At 70.9% G+C, this 18,175-nt stretch carries 17 protein-coding genes and 1 pseudogene; 9 read left to right on the top strand and 9 right to left on the bottom strand.

What is annotated here, in order from left to right; translation table 11 throughout:
- Position 1 precedes the first annotated feature (1 nt).
- Genes U8525_RS04365 through mreC form a run of 5 tightly spaced genes read right to left on the bottom strand, consistent with a single transcriptional unit; the run spans position 2 to position 5,219 of the window.
- Positions 2 to 646 (bottom strand): PilZ domain-containing protein, encoded by a 645-nt coding sequence (locus tag U8525_RS04365; protein ID WP_374261543.1) that lies wholly within the window; start codon positions 644 to 646, stop codon positions 2 to 4.
- A 17-nt stretch (positions 647 to 663) separates the two neighbouring features.
- On the bottom strand, positions 664 to 1,791 hold the full coding sequence (gene rodA, locus U8525_RS04360) for a rod shape-determining protein RodA (RefSeq protein WP_374262271.1): 1,128 nt from the start codon (positions 1,789 to 1,791) through the stop codon (positions 664 to 666).
- Positions 1,792 to 1,798: 7 nt separating this feature from the next.
- Positions 1,799 to 3,859 carry a penicillin-binding protein 2 gene (gene mrdA / locus U8525_RS04355; RefSeq protein ID WP_374261541.1) on the bottom strand — a complete coding sequence of 687 codons (2,061 nt, stop codon included), beginning with the start codon at positions 3,857 to 3,859 and terminating at the stop codon, positions 1,799 to 1,801.
- The gene (locus U8525_RS04350) at positions 3,856 to 4,356 is read right to left on the bottom strand and encodes a hypothetical protein (protein WP_374261540.1); all 501 of its coding nucleotides are present in this window, start codon (positions 4,354 to 4,356) and stop codon (positions 3,856 to 3,858) included. Before U8525_RS04350 ends, mrdA begins: the two co-directional genes overlap by 4 nt.
- Complete coding sequence (mreC, locus tag U8525_RS04345) at positions 4,353 to 5,219, bottom strand: rod shape-determining protein MreC (RefSeq protein WP_374261539.1); 867 nt, start codon at positions 5,217 to 5,219, stop codon at positions 4,353 to 4,355. Before mreC ends, U8525_RS04350 begins: the two co-directional genes overlap by 4 nt.
- Positions 5,220 to 5,450: 231 nt before the next feature.
- On the opposite strand from mreC, the gene U8525_RS04340 reads away from it, so the two are divergent.
- Positions 5,451 to 7,031, top strand: coding sequence for a SurA N-terminal domain-containing protein (locus tag U8525_RS04340; protein WP_374261537.1), 1,581 nt, complete (start codon positions 5,451 to 5,453; stop codon positions 7,029 to 7,031).
- On the opposite strand, the gene U8525_RS04335 is transcribed toward U8525_RS04340, so the two are convergent.
- Positions 7,032 to 8,132: a GGDEF domain-containing protein gene (locus U8525_RS04335; protein WP_374261535.1), complete on the bottom strand. Its 1,101-nt coding sequence runs from the start codon at positions 8,130 to 8,132 to the stop codon at positions 7,032 to 7,034. It abuts the gene before it with no gap.
- A 64-nt stretch (positions 8,133 to 8,196) separates the two neighbouring features.
- Here U8525_RS04335 and U8525_RS04330 point away from each other — a divergent pair, with 64 nt between their 5' ends.
- Both U8525_RS04330 and U8525_RS04325 read left to right on the top strand, forming a co-directional pair.
- Positions 8,197 to 8,796 (top strand): nucleoside triphosphate pyrophosphatase, encoded by a 600-nt coding sequence (locus U8525_RS04330; RefSeq protein ID WP_374261533.1) that lies wholly within the window; start codon positions 8,197 to 8,199, stop codon positions 8,794 to 8,796.
- A complete protein-coding gene (locus tag U8525_RS04325) occupies positions 8,793 to 9,461 on the top strand; it encodes a YggS family pyridoxal phosphate-dependent enzyme (protein ID WP_374261531.1) in 669 nt (222 codons plus the stop codon). Before U8525_RS04330 ends, U8525_RS04325 begins: the two co-directional genes overlap by 4 nt.
- Positions 9,462 to 9,468: 7 nt before the next feature.
- On the opposite strand, the gene U8525_RS04320 is transcribed toward U8525_RS04325, so the two are convergent.
- Positions 9,469 to 9,690, bottom strand: coding sequence for a hypothetical protein (locus U8525_RS04320; RefSeq protein WP_374261529.1), 222 nt, complete (start codon positions 9,688 to 9,690; stop codon positions 9,469 to 9,471).
- A gap of 294 nt (positions 9,691 to 9,984) precedes the next feature.
- On the opposite strand from U8525_RS04320, the gene U8525_RS04315 reads away from it, so the two are divergent.
- From U8525_RS04315 to U8525_RS04290, 6 genes are all read left to right on the top strand, one after another.
- The gene (locus U8525_RS04315; protein ID WP_374261527.1) at positions 9,985 to 10,791 is read left to right on the top strand and encodes a DUF3108 domain-containing protein; all 807 of its coding nucleotides are present in this window, start codon (positions 9,985 to 9,987) and stop codon (positions 10,789 to 10,791) included.
- Positions 10,792 to 10,825: 34 nt separating this feature from the next.
- Positions 10,826 to 12,511, top strand: a complete 1,686-nt coding sequence (locus U8525_RS04310; protein ID WP_374261525.1) for a DUF4091 domain-containing protein — start codon at positions 10,826 to 10,828, stop codon at positions 12,509 to 12,511.
- A 25-nt stretch (positions 12,512 to 12,536) separates the two neighbouring features.
- Complete coding sequence (locus tag U8525_RS04305) at positions 12,537 to 13,505, top strand: DUF3108 domain-containing protein (protein ID WP_374261523.1); 969 nt, start codon at positions 12,537 to 12,539, stop codon at positions 13,503 to 13,505.
- 133 nt (positions 13,506 to 13,638) lie between these two features.
- Positions 13,639 to 15,024 carry a hypothetical protein gene (locus U8525_RS04300; RefSeq protein WP_374261521.1) on the top strand — a complete coding sequence of 462 codons (1,386 nt, stop codon included), beginning with the start codon at positions 13,639 to 13,641 and terminating at the stop codon, positions 15,022 to 15,024.
- A 54-nt stretch (positions 15,025 to 15,078) separates the two neighbouring features.
- A complete protein-coding gene (locus tag U8525_RS04295) occupies positions 15,079 to 16,158 on the top strand; it encodes an imelysin family protein (protein WP_374261519.1) in 1,080 nt (359 codons plus the stop codon).
- 44 nt (positions 16,159 to 16,202) lie between these two features.
- Positions 16,203 to 17,513: a di-heme oxidoredictase family protein gene (locus U8525_RS04290; protein WP_374261517.1), complete on the top strand. Its 1,311-nt coding sequence runs from the start codon at positions 16,203 to 16,205 to the stop codon at positions 17,511 to 17,513.
- Between the two features lie 13 nt (positions 17,514 to 17,526).
- On the opposite strand, the gene U8525_RS04285 is transcribed toward U8525_RS04290, so the two are convergent.
- Together U8525_RS04285 and U8525_RS04280 are read right to left on the bottom strand one after the other, a co-directional pair.
- On the bottom strand, positions 17,527 to 17,877 hold the full coding sequence (locus U8525_RS04285) for a hypothetical protein (RefSeq protein WP_374261515.1): 351 nt from the start codon (positions 17,875 to 17,877) through the stop codon (positions 17,527 to 17,529).
- A 79-nt stretch (positions 17,878 to 17,956) separates the two neighbouring features.
- Positions 17,957 to 18,175: pseudogene (locus U8525_RS04280) on the bottom strand (hypothetical protein); the annotation flags it as partial.

The raw sequence follows: 18,175 nt of genomic DNA, 5'->3' as shown, positions 1-18,175 counted from the left end.
CCTACTCGCCGCGCCAGGGGTCTCCGGGCGTGGTGGCCTTGAGCAGCTCCCAGGCCGCCATCACGTCGATGACCCGCTCCAGCTCATTGGGCAGGGAGCGGGCGCGCTGGGACTGGAGGTACTCCTCGGTGAAGGCCCTGAGGCGCATGCCCAGGAAGAGCCTCGCGAGCGCCACCTCCGTCTGACCGGAGAACTCCAGGAAGCGCAGGGCGAACCCGCTGCGGCCCTCGTCCTCCGGGCCGCGCTCCTCCCGGACGATCTCCGCGCGGGCCTCCACGGGGGAGGCCCCCGCCTCCAGCGCGAAGCGCGTGCGCACCACCGTGCCCATGGGCAGGAAGAAGGTGCTCGCGAGGAAGGCGCCGCTGACGCTCACGTTCACGGACGTGAGCCCGGCGGAGAAGCGCCGGCCGCCCGCGTCGTCCTCCACCCAGAGGTCGAAGTGCGTGGCCAGCTGCGCGCGAGGGAAGTGCCGGTGCTCCGGCTCCCCCTGGTTCATCTCGATGCGGGGCGCGCCCCCGGGCACGGGCGCGGCGGTGCGCGTCGTGCCCACGGGTGGAGCGTACGGCCGGGCCGCCTGCGCGCGCTCCTGCCCGCGAACCGCCGCGGCCGCCTTCACCGTCGTCGCACCCTTCCTCTGGACCACCATCGGAGCCTCCGCGGCCGTCAGAACATGTGACGGCGCATGCTGATGTTCACCAGCAGCCCGATGCACAACATCACCGACAGCATCGAGGAGCCGCCGTAGCTCATGAGGGGCAGCGTGATGCCCGTCACCGGCAACAGGCCGATGACCATGCCGATGTTTTCGAACACCTGCCAGAAAAGTGTGGCCACCACCCCCACCGCGACGAACGCTCCAAAACGGTCTCGCGCGTTGAAGCCCACGCCCAGCCCGAGAATGAAGATGCCGCCGTAGAACAGGAGCAACAGGAGACAGGAGAAGAAGCCGTGCTCCTCGGCCCACACGGAGAAGATGAAATCCGTGTGCTGCTCCGGCAGGAAGCGCAGGCCTGTCTGGGTTCCCTCGCGCCAGCCCTTGCCGGTGAGACCGCCGGAGCCCACGGCGATCTTGGATTGCGCGGCGTGATAGCCGCTGCCGCGCAGGTCTGCTTCGGGGTCCAACCAGCCGGAGATGCGCTGGCTCTGATGTTTCTTGAGGAAGTGGCGCACCAGGGTGGTGCGCGGCTCGGGCATCTCCCGGACGTAGTCGTTCCAGATGATGAGGCCGCCCACCAGCAGGCCCGCCACCAGCGTGGCGGCCAGGTACCAGCGCACCTTGCCGAAGAGGATGACGGTGCCGGAGGACAGGAAGATCATCAGCGCGGTGCCCAGGTCCGGCTGCACCAGCACCAGCACGAAGGGCACCATCACCACCAGCACCGGCTTCCACAGGCGCACGAGGCCGTAGGACGGCTGATTGGGCTGGAAGTCGTCGTGGTAGACCTTGGCCAGCATCAGCACGACGCCAATCTTCATGAACTCCGCGGGCTGCAGGCGGAACGGGCCGATGACGAACCAGCTCTCCGCGCCCTTGGCGGTGTGCCCCACCACGCGCAGCGCCAAGAGCGACAGGATGTTGAGCACGTAGATGGGGAGGGCCATCCGCTGGATCCAGCGGTAGTCCACCAGACACACCATCAGCACGGCGCCAATGCCCACGGCCACGTAGAGCGCCTGGCTGGTCCACACGGGCGCCATGGGGGGCCGGGCGGCGGACGCCAGGTTCCAGAGGCCCAGGAAGCACACCCCCAGCACGCACACGATGAGCCCCCACGGCACGTGGGGCATCATCCGGCGCTCAATCCGCAGTTGCACTGTCGTCTCCGGTCTCCGAGGGCGGCTGGATGGGCTCTCCCGGCAGGTTCACCCTGGGGGGCGGCACCACGGCGCGGGTGAGCGCCGCCGCATCCAGGCTGGGCGCCGGCGGCAGCGACGGCGTGTAGGGCTGGTTGGCGCGGGGCGGCGGCGACGTGGCGTCCTGCGCCTTCAGCTCGAAGTACTTCTTCATCACGGCCAGCGCCGTGGGCGCCGCGTCCACGCCGCCGTGGCCGCCGTGCTCGTTGAGCACGATCACGGCCAGCTCCGGCTTGTCCGCGGGCGCGAAGCCGGCGAACCAGGCGTGGTCGCGCTCGAAGTAGCTCATCTGGTGCGTCTTCAGGCGCACCGCGCCGATGCGCGTCACCTGCGCGGTGCCTGTCTTGGCCGCCACCAGGAAGTCCGGGGGCAGGCCCGACTTGAGCTTCGCGCGGTACGCGGTGCCCCCGGGCTCCTGCGCCACCGCCTCCAGGCCCTCCACGATGGTCTTCAGGTGCGTGGGGTTGATGTCCACCTTGGACACCACCTCCGGCTTGAACTCCTCCATCACCTGGCCATCCAGGTTCTCCAGCCGCTGCACCAGCTGCGGCTTGTAGAGCTTCCCGCCGTTGGCCACGGCCGCGTACACCAGCGCCAGTTGCAGCGGCGTCACGTTGACGTCGCCCTGCCCCATGGCGCTGTTGAGCGCCATGCCCTTGGTGTAGCCACCCGGCGAGGCTTTGTCGTGGTACGCGGTGGACGGCATGATGCCCGGCACCTCCGCCACCACGCCGATGCCGGTGGGGCGCCCCAGGCCCAGCGACTTGCCCATCTCCGCGATGGGGTCCAGGCCGATGGTGTCCGCCACCTTGTAGAACCATGAGTCGCACGACGCCTTCATGGCGCCCTTGGCGTCCAGGGGCCCGTGGCCGCTCTCCTTGTGACAGCGCCACACGCGCGCGCCCAGCCGGTAGCCGCCGGTGCAGTTCACCACCGTCTCCGGCCGGAACAGGCCGGACTTGAAGGCGGCAAGCTGCGAGACCACCTTGAAGGTGGAGCCCGGGCTGTAGTGCTCCGCGGCCACGCGGTTGATCATCGGGTGGAGGGGGTCGCGCGCCAGCGTGGCCATCTGCGCCGGCGTCACGCGGCCGGTGAGCAGGTTGGGGTCGAAGCCGGGGCGGGACACCAGCGCCTTGATGAAGCCGGTGTTCACGTCGATGGCCACCACCGCGCCCGTCACGCCCGGGAACGCGCGCTCCGCCTCCTCCTGCAGGCGCATGTCGATGGAGAGCACCACGTTGCTGCCGGCCGTGGGGGGGATGACCGCGTTCTCCCCCAGCATGACGTTGAGCTCCTCAATCGTCTGGCCGCGCGCGTTCACCACCTCCTTGCGCACGCCGTCCCGACCGCGCAGCTTGGACTCGAAGTAGCGCTCCAGGCCACGCCGGCCGATGTAGTCCCCCAGGGCGTACTTCGCGCCATCCGCGTTGAGGCGCTCCAGCTCCTCCTGGGTGATCTCGTTCATGTAGCCCAGCACGTGCGACAGCACCGTCTCCGCGCGGTAGTTGCGGTGCGGCACGGGCACCACCTCCACGCCGTCCAGGATGTCGCGCCGGGCGTTGAGCCGGTCGTACTCATCCCGGGTCAGGTCCACGCGCACCGGCACCGGCTGGAAGGGCGCGTTGCGGCGGCTGGCGCGGATGAGGTCTTCAATCTTCTTGCGCTGCTCCGCGTCCCACTGGAGCAGCTCCGCCAGGCGCGGGATGACCTGCTCGAAGCAGTCCGTGCAGAAGGCCGGCGTGACGAAGGCGTCGAAGGAGGGGCGGCTGTCCACCAGGATGGTGCCGCGCGCGTCCTTGATGACGCCGCGGTCGGCGCGCAGGCGCACCTCCTTCACGAAGTTCGCCACGCTCTTGGCGGCGTACTCCTCATGGCGGATGAGCTGGAGCCGGTAGAGCTGGATGGCCAGCGCCACCAGGCCCAGCGACATGGCCAGGCCCAGCCACAGGAAGCGGCGCTTCAGGTCCCGGCCCGGCGTGGTGTTGCCAATGGTCGGAGGCGTCAACGGAGCAACCCCGCCGGGCGCTCCTGCGCCACCTCGAACCGCTTGAACAGGGGGAAGAGGAGCAGCGCCGCCGCGCCCGTGAGCGCCAGCTGCACCGGCATGCCGGAGAGCAGCGGCGCGGTGGAGCCGTCCTTCACCGTGAGCCAGGTGAAGAACGTGGACAACAGGCCGTGGCCCAGGTCCGCGCCCATGGCGAACAGCGCGAAGGCCACCGGCCCGCGCACGTCCACGAACGACGCCACCAGCCGGCCCACCAGGAAGGTGAACACCGCGAGGAAGGTGAACAGGCCCGTGGGCTGGCCGCTCATCAGGTCCAGCAGGTAGCCCACCGCGAAGGCCGAGCACGCCCCTTCCGTGAGGCTCGCCCGGAGCGCGAGGAAGGCCACCAGCACCACCGTGACGTCCACGCGGCCCAGCACCAGCCCCGCCTGCTGGACGAACACGGACTCCAGCGTGAGGAGCACCAGCGCCAGGATGACGGTCACCAGGAACTTCATTTCTGCGTGCCCTCCGCGGCGGCCCCGCCGGTGGCGGTCATCTCACTGTACGGACTGCCCACCACCAGGACCTCCTCCAGCCGGCTGGTGTCCACCGCGGGCGTGATGTCCGCGCCCTGGAACATGCCGTGCTCCTTCTTCTCCAGCTGCGTCACCCGCCCCACCACCAGCCCCGGAGGATAGATGCCGTCCGTGCCGGAGGTGATGATGAGGTCGCCGTCCTCCACGTCCTCCGTGCGCAGCATGTTCTCCAGCGTCAGGGGGCCGTTGCCCGCGCCCGCCGCCGTGCCCCGCGCCCGGGAGCGCTGCACCCGCACCGCCACCCGGCTCTGCGGGTCCGTCACCAGCGCCACGTCCGCGTAGCCGCCCGTGGACCGGATGACCTGCCCGACGATGCCGTCCGGCGTGACCACCGACATGCCCCGGAACACCCCGTCCTTCTCCCCGCTGCTGATCCGCACCGACAGCAGCTTCGCCACCGGGTTGACGCCCACCACCCGCGCCGGAATCTCCGGCCCGGGCACGGCCTCCGCGTACGCCAGGAGCTTCCGCAGCCGCCCGTTCTCCGAGCGCGTCTCCCCCAGCGCCTGCACCGTCGCCCTCAGCTGCATGTTCTCCAGCCGCAGCGCGTCATTGTCCTGACGAACGCCGCGCAGGTCCAGGTAGTTGCGCACCGCGGCCACGGCGCCGTCGATGCCGGCGGTGAGCCCCTGCTGCACGGGGGCCGTGAGCGCGATGACGCCCCGGTCGACGAAGTTCGGGTCGCGGCCCCGCCGCCCGCCCAGCAGGAAGGCGCCGAGCGGGTACAACAGGAGGGCGGCCACGAGGAGGAAGCGGCGGTACCGCTTGAGGAGAGACAGCACGGACGGGGGCTTTCCCGGGGTGGGCGGAAGACGCGGGTGGAAGGGGGGAGAGGGTCGGGCTAAGCTGGCTGAATCGCTTGCATTTTCCGGTCTGTTGTCCTACGCAGTCAAGGCCCGGATGAGGGGGTGTTGACACCCAAGCATCCCCACCGGCCGGGCTACCAACAACACGGCGCCGCGAGACCTTCCGCAAGGTGCTTCGCGGGCGCTTCCGACCGTGAAGTGACGACAATGGACGGTTTGAATCCCCGGAAGGTCTTCTCCCTCCTGTTCATCATCGGCATCGCCGTGGTGTTCACGCTCCAGTTCGGCCCTGGCAGCAACGGGTTCGGCTCGAGCGGCGGCGGCCAGGCGCCCGGCGCCGGCGCGGTCGCGACGGTGAATGGCAAGGAGATCCCCCTGCGCGACTTCAGCATGGCCTGGTCGCGGCAGATGAACTTCCTGCGCTCGCAGGGCCAGCCCATCCCGGAGTCGGTCGCCCGCCAGTTCGGCCTGGACAAGCAGGTGCTCGACCGGCTGGTGAACGCGGAGCTGCTCGCCCAGTCGGCGGAGCGCCACGGCATCGCGCCGTCGGATGAGGAGCTGCGGAAGATCATCCACGAGAACACCGACTTCCACTCCAAGGAGGGCGCGTTCGACTTCGCCCGCTACCAGCAGGTGCTGCGCGACTACTACCGCCGCACGCCGCAGGAGTACGAGCAGGAGCTGCGCCACCAGCTGGCCGCCCAGAAGATGCTGGACGTGGTGCGCACGGGCGCCGTGGTGTCGGACGACGAGGTCCGCGCCCGCTACGAGAAGGAAGGCAACCAGGCGAAGCTGGTGTTCGCCCGCTTCCTGCCCACGATGTTCGCGGACAAGGTCCCCGCGCCCACGGCCGCGCAGCTCGCGGCGTTCCAGAAGTCTCACGAGAAGGAGATCGCCGACTACTACTCGGCCAACAGCTTCGTCTACAACGTGCCGGAGCGGATCCGCGCCCGTCAGATCCTCGTGAAGGTCGCCCCGGACGCCACGCCCGAGCAGAAGGCCCAGGCGAAGGCCCGGGCGGAGGAGCTGCGCAAGCAGCTCGACGGCGGCAAGGACTTCGCCGCGCTGGCGAAGGAGACCAGCGACGACACCGCCACCAAGGCGAAGGGCGGCGAGCTGGGCTGGGTGGAGCGCACCACGTGGGACCCGGCGCTGGCGGACGCGGCGTTCGCCCTGAAGGCCGGGGAGGTGACGCAGCCGGTGGAGTCCGCGCTGGGCGTGCACCTGGTGAAGGTGGAGGAGAAGAAGGACGCCCAGGCCAAGAAGCTGGAGGACGTGAAGGGCGAGATCGCCACCACGCTCTTCAAGCAGGAGCAGGCCAAGGGCCTGGCGAAGGCGGAGGCGGAGAAGGCGCTGGCGGCGGCGAAGGCCGGCAAGTCCCTGAAGGAGCAGTTCCCGGTGCCCGCCGGCCAGCAGCCCGCGCTGCTGCGCTTCGAGGCGGAGACCAAGCCGGAGGCCGTGGAGACGGACAGCTTCACCGCGCAGGGTGACTCCGTGCCGCACCTGGGCCCGGCGCCGGCGCTGGTGAAGGCCACCTTCGAGGCCAGCGGCCCGGCGGTGCTGGACGAGGTCTTCACCGTGGGCGACGCGAACGTCGTCGCGCAGGTGGTGGAGCGCGAGAAGCCGGACACCGCGGGCTTCGACAAGCGCAAGGAGGAGCTGCGCACCCAGGCCCGTCAGGCCAAGCAGATCGAGCTGACGGAGTCCTTCCTCAAGTCGCTGAAGAAGAACGGCAACGTCAACATCAACAACGAGGCCATCGACTCGGTGTTGGGCTCCGCGGGGTAGTCACCCGCCGGAGCGGGCGTAGGGGACCTCGCGAGGGGCCCCCTCCGCCGAAGGGGCCTCGGCGACCGCGATGCGGTCCCGGCCCCGCCCCTTGGCCGCGTACATGGCGAAGTCCGCCGCGCGGATGAGGTCCGTGGCCGTGGTGGCGTGGTTCGGAAACGAGGCCACCCCCACGCTCGCGGTGAGCGCCACGTCCAGCCCCTGCTCGCGCAGGAAGCGCTGGCCGCGGAACGCCTCGCAGATGCGCTGGGCGATGACCTGCGCGCCCTCCGTGTCCGTCTCAATCAACATCACCGCGAACTCGTCGCCGCCGTAGCGGAAGACGGCGTCCAGGTTGTGGCGGCCCAGGCTGATGAGCAGGTCCCCCACCTCCTTGAGCGTGGCGCTGCCCACCAGGTGCCCGTGCCGGTCGTTGATGGACTTGAAGTAGTCCAGGTCCAGGAACACCAGCGACAGCGGGTGGCGGAAGCGCGCCGAGCGCTTCACCTCCTGCTCCAGCTGCGCGCGCAGGTGCCGCGCGTTGAAGCAGCCGGTGTGCTCGTCGGTGATGGTGAGCTCCTGCACGCGGCGGAAGTTGCGCGCGTTCTCGATGGCGATGGCCGCGTAGTCCGCGATGGCGGACAGGGCGGTGAGGTCGTCATGCGTGAAGCCAGGCTCGGTGGGGCCGTTGACCAGCTCGATGACGCCCAGCACCCGCTCGCGCGCCACCAGCGGCACGGCGAGCAGCGAGCGCGTGTGGAAGGCGGAGGCCTGGTCGAAGCGGGGCGCGAAGCTGGAGTCGCCGGCCACGTCGTGGACGAGCCGCGCGACGCCGGAGGCGAACACGGCCCCGGCGATGCCCTCCCCCGGGCTCAGCTGGAGGGCCTTGAGGGCCTCGGCGCCCTCGCCCACCGCGATCTCGAAGTAGAGCTTTCCGCTGCGCTCGTCCTGGAGGATGAGGGACCAGTTGCGCGGCTTGAGCAGCGCGCTGACCTTCTGCATCACCAGCGCCAGCACTTCGCGCAGCTCCAGCGTGGAGGTCAGCGCCTTGGCCATCTCGTTGTAGGCGGCCAGATGCTCCACTGTCCGCTTCATGGCCGACAGGAGGTCCGCGGGGTTCATCGAGGTGCCCTCTGGAGCGCAAGTCTGCTAAGGCCCGCGAGCGCGAAACCTCCCGCACCCGCCCATGGATCCAACCGCTCGCTTCGTTCTCGCCTCCGCCTCGCCCCGGCGCAAGGATTTATTGGCCCAGCTGGGCCTCCGTTTCACGGTGGCGGCCGCGGATATCGATGAAACGCCAATCGCCGGAGAAATTGCGTCCAGGTACGTGCTCCGGCTGGCCGAGGAGAAGGCGCGCACGGTGGCCACCCGACACCCGGACGCCTGGGTGCTGGCAGCGGACACCACCGTGGCCCTGGGGTCGGAGCTCCTGGGCAAGCCCCGGGACGCGGCGGAGGCGCGGGAGATGCTCGGCCGGCTGTCCGGCCGGGTGCACGAGGTCTTCACCGGCATCGCCGTGGCCGGCCGCGCCCGGGACTCCCAGGTGGTGCGCACGCAGGTGACCTTCCGCGCGCTCTCCGCGGAGGAGATCGCCTGGTACGCGGACACCGGCGAGCCGCTGGACAAGGCGGGGGCCTACGCCATCCAGGGCAAGGGCGGCTTCCTGGTGCAGGGCATCGACGGCAGCCCCTCCAACGTGGTGGGCCTGCCGCTGGCGGAGACGCTGGCGCTGCTCCAGCGCGTGGGCCTGCCGCTGCCGTGGACGGAGACGGAGGCCCGGCGATGAGCGGCGTGGCGGACAACCTGGCGCGGGTGCGCGAGCGCGTGGCGAGGGCCTGCGCGAGCGCGGGGCGGCCGGAGTCCTCGGTGACGCTGGTGGCCGTGTCCAAGCTCAAGCCCGCGGCGCTCATCCGCGAGGCGTACGCCGCGGGGCAGCGCGACTTCGGGGAGAACTACGCCCAGGAGCTGCGCGACAAGGCCGAGGAGCTCAAGGACCTGGACGGCCTGCGCTGGCACGCCATCGGGGCGCTGCAGACGAACAAGGTGAAGTACGTGGCCCGCGTCGCGCACGCCTTCCACGCGCTGGAGCGGCTGGACGTGGCCATGGAGCTCTCCAAGCGGCGAGCGGGGTCGGCGCCCCTGCCCTGCTACGTGGAGCTCAACCTGGGCGCCGAGGACACCAAGCACGGGCTCACCCCGGACGCGCTGGGGGACTTCCTGGCGAAGGTGCGCGAGCTGCCCCACCTCCAGGTGGTGGGGCTGATGGCGCTGCCGCCGCCCACGGACGACGTGGCGCGGATGCGCGAGGGCTTCGCCCGGCTGCGCGAGCTGGGGGCGGCGCACGGGCTGGCGGCCCTGTCCATGGGCACGACGCACGACTTCGAGCAGGCCATCCTGGAAGGGGCCACCGCCGTGCGCGTGGGCACCGCCATCTTCGGCGAGCGCGCCTGAGGCCCGCTCAGAGCTCCCGGAACCGGAGCTTCCCCTCCTGGTTGACGAGCGCCTTGAACTCACAGCCGCAGTAGTTGCAGCGCACCTCGTCCCCGTCGGTGAACTTCTCGTCCACGGGGTTGTTGGCGTTGCAGCCCGGGCAGTCGAACTCGTCGAACTCGCGGCTGCCGCTGCCCGCACCGCCTTCCTTGGCGAAGTCGTCGTCGTCGAACACGAAGTCGTTGGACATGGGCCTGGACGCTAGCACCGGGCGGCCGCCCCGGTGTGTGCCTTGCCGGGCATGCAGGCGGGCGCGCGGGACTGTCCGCCATTTGTCAGCGCCCGGCGCGGGCGTGTACCCCTGCGGACCGCCATCTCCGTCTCCCGCCGGCCGTTTCCAGGCCCGGCCGGAGGGCCGCCGGGCGGCATTGAATGCCGGCTCACGGCCATCCGTCCCGGAAATGTCCGGTGGTGGGGGCGGTTTCGCGGCACGGTTGGCTTGGACGGGCCGGCCACCTAACTTGCAAGCAAGGGAGCACACCCGATGCGCGGTCTGTCCAGGTGGGGGTTCACGGCGGCGGTGGTGGGCCTCTTGGGGTCCACGATGGCGCATGCCCAGGAGCCCCCCGGCGCGGCGTTCGGCCCGGGGGAGCAGGCCCAGTACCGGGTGAAGTACCTGGGGCTGACGGCCGGCTCGGCGACGGTGACGGTGGGCGCGCCCATGACGCAGTGGGGCCAGCGCGTGTGGCCCATCGTGGCCACGGCGAAGTCCGACGACCTGGTGGGCGTCTACCCCATCAAGAGCCGCTTCGTGACGTACTGGGACGCGGGCGCCGGACGGGTGACGGGCAGCGACCTGCACTCGGAGGAGAACCACAAGCGCCGCCGCCAGCGCATCCAGCTCACGGCGGATGGCGCCGGCGCGAAGGTCATCAAGCAGAAGGAGAGCGACCCGCCGCACGAGACGGAGCACGCGCTGTCCGCGGGCACCCTGGACGTGGCGGGCGCGACGTTCGCGCTGCGCGGCCAGGAGCTGGTGGTGGGCCGCTCGTACTCATACCCGGTGTTCACCGGCAGCAAGCAGTTCACCCTGCGCGCGACGGTGGAGGGCCGCGAGAGGGTGACGACGCCCGCGGGCGCGCGCGACGTCTTCCGCCTGCGCGTGCAGACCGACTTCGGGGGCAAGCTGGACGCCAAGCGCGACATGGTCGCGTACCTCAGCGCGGACGAGCACCACGTGCCGGTGCGCGTCGAGGCGGACTTCGCGCTGGGCACCGTCGTGGCGGAGCTCACGGACTACAAACCGGGCCGCGTGGTGACGGTGGCCCGGGCGGACAACTCGGGCGACTGAAGCGTCGTCCGCCAGCCAGGGGAAGGCAGGGGGCATGGGCGTGGGTTGGGCATGGGCAGTGGCGGCGGCGCTTTCCGCCGCGCCGGGTGGCGTGCAGGTGGTGTCGCCGCTGGTGAAGGTGCGGCCGGACGCGACGCCGAAGGGGGCGAAGGAGGCCCGCCTCAGCGCGGCCCGCGGCGAGTGCGAGGGCACGCAGCTGGTGCTCCCACAGGGCGTGACGCGCGTGACGATGCAGCCGTTGGCCCTCAAGGGCCCCGGCGCGCCGCTCACCGTGGACGCGTGGCGCGAGGCCTACCTGGACGTGAAGACGCCCTCCAACGGCGAGGGCAGGCCGGGCCCGTGGCCCGACGCGCTGGTGCCGCTGTCGGCGCCGGCCAATCCCAGACATCCCACGGTCGTCTACGTGGAGGTCTGCGTTCCCCGGAAGCAGGCCCCGGGCACCTATACGGGCAGCCTGAGCGCGGCGGTGGACGGGAAGGAGCTGCCGGCCGTTCCGTTCACCGTGCAGGTGCAGCCCTTCGAGCTTCCCGCGACGTCGTCCCTGCCCAACAGCTTCGGCATCTCGCTCTACAGCATCGCGAAGGGGCACGGCATCCCGGCGGACTCGCCGGAGGCGAAGGCGCTCCTGCGCGAGTACGGCAAGGCGCTCCTCGAGCACCGCGTGAGCGCGCACGGCATGGGCATGGACCCGCCGCCGGTGCGGTTCCAGGACGGCCGCGCGGTGCTGGACTGGACCGCGTACGACGCGGAGATGGGGCCCTTCCTGGACGGCACCGCGCTGCCCTCCGGCGCGCGCTTCACGACGGCCGACGTGCGCGACAACCGCAAGGCCGCCACGGACGCGGAGAAGACGGCGTACTACCGCGCCTTCCAGAAGCACTTCGAGGACAAGGGCTGGAAGGCCCAGCTCTTCTTCTACGCCAAGGACGAGCCCAAGCCCGCGGACTTCCCGCTGGTGAAGGCGCAGTCGAAGCGCGTGCGCGACGCGGGCGGCGCCATCCCCGTGCTCGTCACCACGGCGCTGGACCCCGCGCTCCAGAGCTCGGTGGACATCCTCACGCCCATCATCAACTGCTTCTACCCGCGCGAGGGGCCACAGACGTGCCACACCGTGGCCAACGCCGCGACCGCGCGCACGCGGCTGCCCGCTCGCGCGAAGGTGTGGTGGTACCAGAGCTGTATGTCCCACGGCTGCACGGGCGGCCCGCCCGCGGACAAGGCGCTGGACAAGGCGTACAGCGACTGGGCCTCGTACATGGTGGACCACCCCGCCCCGCTCAACCGCGCCATGGGCGTGCTGGCCTACGAGAGCGGCGTGGACGGCGAGCTCTATTTCGACACCGTCTTCGCCTACAACACGAAGAAGGATGTCTGGGCGGACCTCTTCGAGTTCGGCGGCAACGGCGACGGCACCCTCTTCTATCCGGGCACGCCCGCGAAGCTGGGCGGCACGCAGCACCACCCCGTGGTGTCCCTGCGGCTGAAACACATCCGCGACGGCCTGGAGGACTACGAATACCTGCGCCTGCTCACGTCGCTGGGCGACGGCGCCTTCGCCAGGACGGCGGCGAAGCGGCTGGCGAAGTCCGGGTACGAGATCTCCCGGGACCCGGCGGAGTGGGAAGCGGTGCGCAAGGAGCTGACCGAGCACATCGTGAAGCGTCAGTCGGCTGAACAAGCGCAGCGCTCCGGACGTCGGACCTCCGGGGGAACCCCGTAGTCACTCCCCCCTGGGAGGAAGCAGAATGAAGCCCATGCGCACCCTCGTCGCGGCCTGCCTCGTCTTCAGCGCCCTCGGCGCCAACCCGGGTCAGGCCCAGGAGGCACAGCCCCGCCGCCGGAACCTCCTGCGGCCGCCGCAGCTCCCGGCGGCGGAGTCCGCGGGCCCCGCGACGTCCTCGGAGAACACCGGCGACGCGTCCTCCGCGCCCGCCCCCGACGAGCCTGTCGTCACGGTGAAGCCGTGTGATCAGGGCCTGCCCGCGCTGCGCACGCCGCTGGCCTTCAAGCCGGGGGAGCTGCTCGAGTTCGACATGGACGCCATGGGCGCCAAGGCGGGCAGGCTCACCATGCGCGTGCAGCGGCCCGCCAAGGGCGCGCTGCCGGTGGTGGTGGAGGCGCAGACGAACACGCTCTTCTCCAAGGTGCGCCGGGTGCGCGGCAGCGCCACCAGCTACCTGCACCCCAAGACGCTGCGCCCCTCGCGCTACACCGAGGAGGCCGTGGAGAACGAGCAGCGCCGCAAGGTGAACGTGGACTTCGGCGCGCAGGACAAGAGCGTCAAGGTGGACTACCAGATTGGGGACCGCCCCAAGGGCCACTTCGACTACGCCTTCGACAAGGACGGCCTGGACGTCGCGGGCGCCATCTACCTCATCCGCCAGCTGCCCATGAAGAAGGACCTGCCGGTCTGCTTCGACGTGTACGGCATCCGCCGCATGTGGCGCATGACGGCCACCGTGGTGGAGCGCGAGCACGTGTCGCTGCCCCTGGGCGAGTTCGACGCCTGGCACCTGGCCGGCACCGCCGTGCGCCTGGACAGGCCGTCGCAGACGCGCGAGGTGCACGTGTGGATCACCGACGACGACCGCCGCCTCCCGCTGGCCGCCGTGGGCGCCATCGACCTGGGCGCGGTGCGGCTGACGCTGTCCGGCGTGAAGCGCCCAGGTGAAAAAACCATGGAGGCGCAGGGCAAGGAAGATCTCAAGTGGTGACGCGGGGTTGAGCCCCGCCCAGGCCCGCGCTTCTCCTGGGAGCGCGGGTTTTTCATCGCCCACGATTTGAGAGTGGTTTGCAAAGTCAAAAAGCCGGGCGTAGGGTGCGCGCCGCTCCATGCGTCCCCAACGATTGAACCCCCTCCTGACGTTGCTGTGTGTCCCCCTGTTCCTGCTGCCCCTCGCGGCCCGCGCGCAGGCCCCGCGGAGCGGCGACGAGTTCCGCTACCGGCGGCCGCGCTTCCTGGATGAAGCCCGCATCGGGGAGGACACGAAGGACGACGTCATCACGGTAGGCAGCAAGCCGAAGCTCGACCTGGACGTGAACGCCTACGCGGACCTCCAGTTCGCGTACTTCAACTACGGCGAGAACCAGAACCGGGCGAACGGCTCGCAGAAGGACTCGCGGCTCGTGTTCGACACGACGCGCCTGGTGCTGGAGCTGGAGGCGGGGCTGCCGGAGTACGGCCTCGAGGCCGAGTTCGAGGTGGAGTTCGAGCACGGCGGCGCCGGCGCGGCGATGGAGCTGGAGTACGAGGAGTTCGGCGAGTTCGACACCGACGTGGAGAAGGGCGGCGAGGCGCTGGTCGAGGAGCTGTACCTGACCAAGAAGCTGGGCCGGAACGTGGAGCTGTCGGTGGGCCGCTTCTACGTCGCGGTGGGCACGCTCTTCTCGGACTACCTGCCCACGTCCTACCTGGGCACCATCCGCTCCGAGGCGGAGACGCGCATCATCCCCAACACGTGGAACGACATGGGGATGATGCTGCGCTGGGACACCCCCGTGGGCGTGCGGCTCACCGGGCAGGTGGTGAACGGGCTGGACTCCACGGGGTTCAGCTCCCAGACGTGGGTGGCCACGGGCCTCCAGCAGCGCTTCGAGCTGGTGCGCGCGACGGACCTGGCGGCGGTGCTGCGCGCGGACGTGCGGCGCTTCGAGGGCTTCAACTTCGGCGTGTCCGCCTACTACGGCGGCACCACGCGCAACCGGCCCAAGCCGGACCTCGTGAAGCAGTGTGACGACGCGAACCCCAACCTGGTGGCGCCGTGCGGCTACGTGAGCGCGCCGCTGTTCATCGCGGACGCGCACCTGTCGGTGAACCGCAACCGGTGGCGCGCGCACGCGATGGTGATGTACGGCCACCTGGGCAACGCCGCGGCGGTGTCCGCGCGCAACGCGCGTCTGTCCAACCTGCTCAACGTGCTGCGCACGCCGGTGTCCGACAACGCCCTCTCCGCCTGGGGCGAGCTGGGCTACGACATCGCGCCCTGGCTGGGGCTCAACGGGAACCACCGGCTGGAGCCCTACGTCCGCATCGACTACATGGATTCGCAGTTCAAGCCCCGCGCGGAGCTGTTCGACAACCCCCGCTTCGAGCGCACGGTCTACACCGTGGGCACCAGCTACACGCTCGCGGGGCTCGTGGTCGTGAAGCTCGACTTCGGCCAGCGGCGCATGGGCAGCTCCGCCTTCCGGCCGGAGAACACGCTCCGGCTGTCGACGGGCTTCGTCTACTGACCCGACCTCCCCGACTGTCTCGAACGCAGTTGCAAGAAAGGCGCATCACATCCCATGATCTCTCGTTCCCTGAAACTCTCCATGCTGGTTGGTGGCGCGCTCCTGATGGGCGCCTGCGGCGATGACGACGACACGCAGCTGGACTCGCTGGACCAGCAGCTCGTCGTGAACTTCGCGGACTCGGTGGTGGTGCCCACCTACAACCTGCTCGCCACGCGCATGATCGAGCTGGACGCGGCCGCGCAGGCGCTGAAGAACGCCCCCAGCGCGACGACGCTGAAGGCGGCGCAGGACGCGTGGTTCGCCGCGCGCGTGCCGTGGGAGCAGAGCGAGGCGTTCCTCTTCGGGCCGGTGGACAGCTACGGCTGGGACCCGGCGCTGGACAGCTGGCCGGTGAACCGCACGGACCTGGACGCGGTGCTCAACAACAATGACGCGCTGACCCAGCAGTACGTGAGCGGCCTGCAGGAGACGCAGAAGGGCTACCACACGACGGAGTACCTGCTCTTCGGGGAGGGCCAGGCGAAGCAGCCGGAGGACTTCAACGCGCGCCAGTTCGAGTACCTGCTCGCGCTGACGGCGGAGCTGAAGACGGTGTCCGCCAACCTGGCGTCCTCGTGGACCACGGGCGTGGACGGCCAGCCGGCGTACCGCGACACGCTGGCGAAGGCGGGCGAGTCCGGCAACACGGTGTACCCCACGGTGGAGTCGGGCGCGCAGGAGATGCTGGGCGGCATCCTGACCATCCTGGACGAGGTGGCCAACGGGAAGATCGCCGACCCGTACGACGCGAAGGACGCGAACCTGGTGGAGAGCCAGTTCGCGCTCAACTCGCTGTCGGACTTCACCAACAACCTGCGCAGCGTGGAGAACGTCTACCTGGGCCACCGCCCGGAGGCCGCGGCCAAGGGCCTGTCCATGTCGGACGTGGTGAAGGAGCGCGACGCGGCGCTGGACACGCGCGTGAAGGCGGAGATCGCGGCGGCCATCGCGGCGCTGGGCAAGGTGCCGGAGCCGTTCCCGGTGTCCATCAAGGACCCGGCCTCCGCGGATGAAATCGAGGGCGCGCAGGCGGCCATCCGTAAGCTGCACGACACCTTCCAGGTGGACGTGAAGGCTGTCATCCTGCCCTGATGCTGGACCGGGGGTACGCGATGCGACGGGCATGGGGACTCGGGATGCTGCTGTGGCTCATGGGCTGCGGCGGGACGCAGGCCGAGGCCCCGGAGGCTCCGCCGCGCGCGGGGGGCGACGCGACCATCGACGACCGCACGTCGCGGGCGTTCGCGCAGGCCGCCCCCAACCTCAGCGAGGAGCACATCGCGCTGCACCGTGAAGGTGACGCCGCCTTCGCGGCCGTCTTCGTGCCCGGCCCCGCCCCGGTGAACCCGGGGCTGGGGCCGGCGTACAACAACGCCTCCTGCAACGGCTGTCACCTGCGCAACGGCCGGGGCATGCCGGTGATGGGCGGCGGACCGACGCGCACACAGCTGCTGGTGCGCGTGAGCCTCCCGGACGGCACGCCGGAGCACCCGAACGGCGCGGTGCCCGTGCCCGGGCTGGGGCTCCAGATTCAAGACCAGGCCGTCTACGGCGCGTCGCCGGAGGCCACCGTGACGCTCGCGTGGGAGGAGCGCGCGGGCGCGTACGCGGACGGGACGGCCTATGGCCTGCGCTCACCGCGCATCACCATCACGCTGCCGGACGGCTCTTCGCCGCCCGCGAACATGCTCACGTCGCTGCGCCTGCCTCCGCCGGTGGTGGGCCTGGGGCTGCTGGAGGCGGTGGACCTCGCCACGCTGCGGGCGCTGGAGGACCCCACGGACGCGGACGGCGACGGCATCTCCGGCCGGCTGAACACCGTGTGGGACGTGCAGAAGCTCGCGCTGGCGCCGGGGCGCTTCGGGTGGAAGGCGAACAGCCCGAACCTGCGGCAGCAGTCCGCGGAGGCCTACTTCAACGACATGGGGATCACGAATCCCCTCTTCCCGGATCCGGACGGGAGCGCCGAGCTGCCCGTGGCCACGCTGGATGCGGCGGTGTTCTACGCGCAGTCGCTCGGGGTGCCCGCGCGCACGGCGCTGGGTGACGCGGCGGTGAAGCGCGGCGAGGTGAAGTTCAAGGACCTGGGCTGCGTGACGTGCCACCGGGACACGCTGGAGACCGGGGAGCACCCGGTGGCGGAGCTGTCGCACCAGCGCATCCACCCGTACACGGACCTGCTGCTGCACGACATGGGCGCGGACCTGGCGGACGGGCGGCCGGATGGGGACGCCACCGGCGCCGAGTGGCGCACGGCGCCCCTGTGGGGCCTGGGGCTGACGCAGACGATCCTCCCGTACTCGGGCTACCTGCACGACGGGCGGGCCCGGACGCTGGAGGAGGCCGTGCTGTGGCACGGCGGCGAGGCGGAGCGGGCGCGGGAGGGGTTCCGCCAGCTGTCCGCCAGCGACCGGGACGCGCTGGTGCGCTTCCTCCAATCCTTGTAGCGGCCCGCGGGCCTCAGCCGTGGCGGATCATCCCGGCGGCCTGCGACAGGCGGCGGCGCAGGTGCGTCACCACCTCGTGCAGGTCCTCCAGGCGCTGGAGCACGTGCAGATCGTCCCCCGCGTTCAGCACGGCCACCGGCGTCAGCGTCTCGCGGTGGAGGGCCAGGAGCAGGTCGTGGAAGTGGGCCTGCACGTCGCCCAGGGCGTCCAGGCCCTCGCGGAGGTCGTCCTCCACGAAGTCCAGGAGGACGCTGGCGTCCGCGCGAGCGGGCAGCGCCCGGGCCAGGCGCTCCACCGCCCCGCGAACGGGGTCGGCACGGCGCAACATCGCGGGGGTGGCGAGGGCTGCGACGGGAGAGGGCATGCCCGGGACGCTACAGGCCCGTAGCGTCCGGTCAATTTTCCCGTCCCCCACCCGCCGGGACGAAGCGCCCTCCCCCACCTCAGCGCGCGGGCCCGGCCGGGGCCGCGGGGGCCCCGGTGGCGGGCGCGGCGTTGGCCGGCGCCGGCGTGGCGGGCAGCGTGGTGCTCGGCGAGGCGTTGAGCGGCGCGGGCGTCCCCAGGAGCGGCGCGGGCGTGCCCGTGTTGAGCGGCGCGGGCGTCCCCAGGATGGGCGGCGCCGGCGTGCTCGCGGACTGCGCCAGCGGCGGCGCCGTGGCGAG

The organism is Corallococcus sp. RDP092CA (genome assembly GCF_041903675.1).
In the GTDB taxonomy this organism is placed as follows: domain Bacteria; phylum Myxococcota; class Myxococcia; order Myxococcales; family Myxococcaceae; genus Corallococcus.
The sequence above is the reverse complement of the archived record's forward strand: the minus strand, read 5'-3'. Positions and strand labels throughout refer to the sequence as shown.

What these genes read in the sequence shown, in the direction of transcription:
- U8525_RS04295 (WP_374261519.1), top strand. Translation starts at nt 15,079, where the DNA reads ATGATCTCTCGTTCCCTGAAACTCTCCATGCTGGTTGGTGGCGCGCTC.
- U8525_RS04350 (WP_374261540.1), bottom strand. Translation starts at nt 4,356, where the DNA reads ATGAAGTTCCTGGTGACCGTCATCCTGGCGCTGGTGCTCCTCACGCTG.
- U8525_RS04310 (WP_374261525.1), top strand. Translation starts at nt 10,826, where the DNA reads ATGGGCGTGGGTTGGGCATGGGCAGTGGCGGCGGCGCTTTCCGCCGCG.
- U8525_RS04330 (WP_374261533.1), top strand. Translation starts at nt 8,197, where the DNA reads ATGGATCCAACCGCTCGCTTCGTTCTCGCCTCCGCCTCGCCCCGGCGC.
- U8525_RS04315 (WP_374261527.1), top strand. Translation starts at nt 9,985, where the DNA reads ATGCGCGGTCTGTCCAGGTGGGGGTTCACGGCGGCGGTGGTGGGCCTC.
- U8525_RS04305 (WP_374261523.1), top strand. Translation starts at nt 12,537, where the DNA reads ATGAAGCCCATGCGCACCCTCGTCGCGGCCTGCCTCGTCTTCAGCGCC.
- U8525_RS04340 (WP_374261537.1), top strand. Translation starts at nt 5,451, where the DNA reads ATGGACGGTTTGAATCCCCGGAAGGTCTTCTCCCTCCTGTTCATCATC.
- rodA (WP_374262271.1), bottom strand. Translation starts at nt 1,791, where the DNA reads ATGATGCCCCACGTGCCGTGGGGGCTCATCGTGTGCGTGCTGGGGGTG.
- U8525_RS04285 (WP_374261515.1), bottom strand. Translation starts at nt 17,877, where the DNA reads ATGCCCTCTCCCGTCGCAGCCCTCGCCACCCCCGCGATGTTGCGCCGT.
- U8525_RS04335 (WP_374261535.1), bottom strand. Translation starts at nt 8,132, where the DNA reads ATGAACCCCGCGGACCTCCTGTCGGCCATGAAGCGGACAGTGGAGCAT.
- U8525_RS04320 (WP_374261529.1), bottom strand. Translation starts at nt 9,690, where the DNA reads ATGTCCAACGACTTCGTGTTCGACGACGACGACTTCGCCAAGGAAGGC.
- U8525_RS04365 (WP_374261543.1), bottom strand. Translation starts at nt 646, where the DNA reads ATGGTGGTCCAGAGGAAGGGTGCGACGACGGTGAAGGCGGCCGCGGCG.
- U8525_RS04325 (WP_374261531.1), top strand. Translation starts at nt 8,793, where the DNA reads ATGAGCGGCGTGGCGGACAACCTGGCGCGGGTGCGCGAGCGCGTGGCG.
- U8525_RS04290 (WP_374261517.1), top strand. Translation starts at nt 16,203, where the DNA reads ATGCTGCTGTGGCTCATGGGCTGCGGCGGGACGCAGGCCGAGGCCCCG.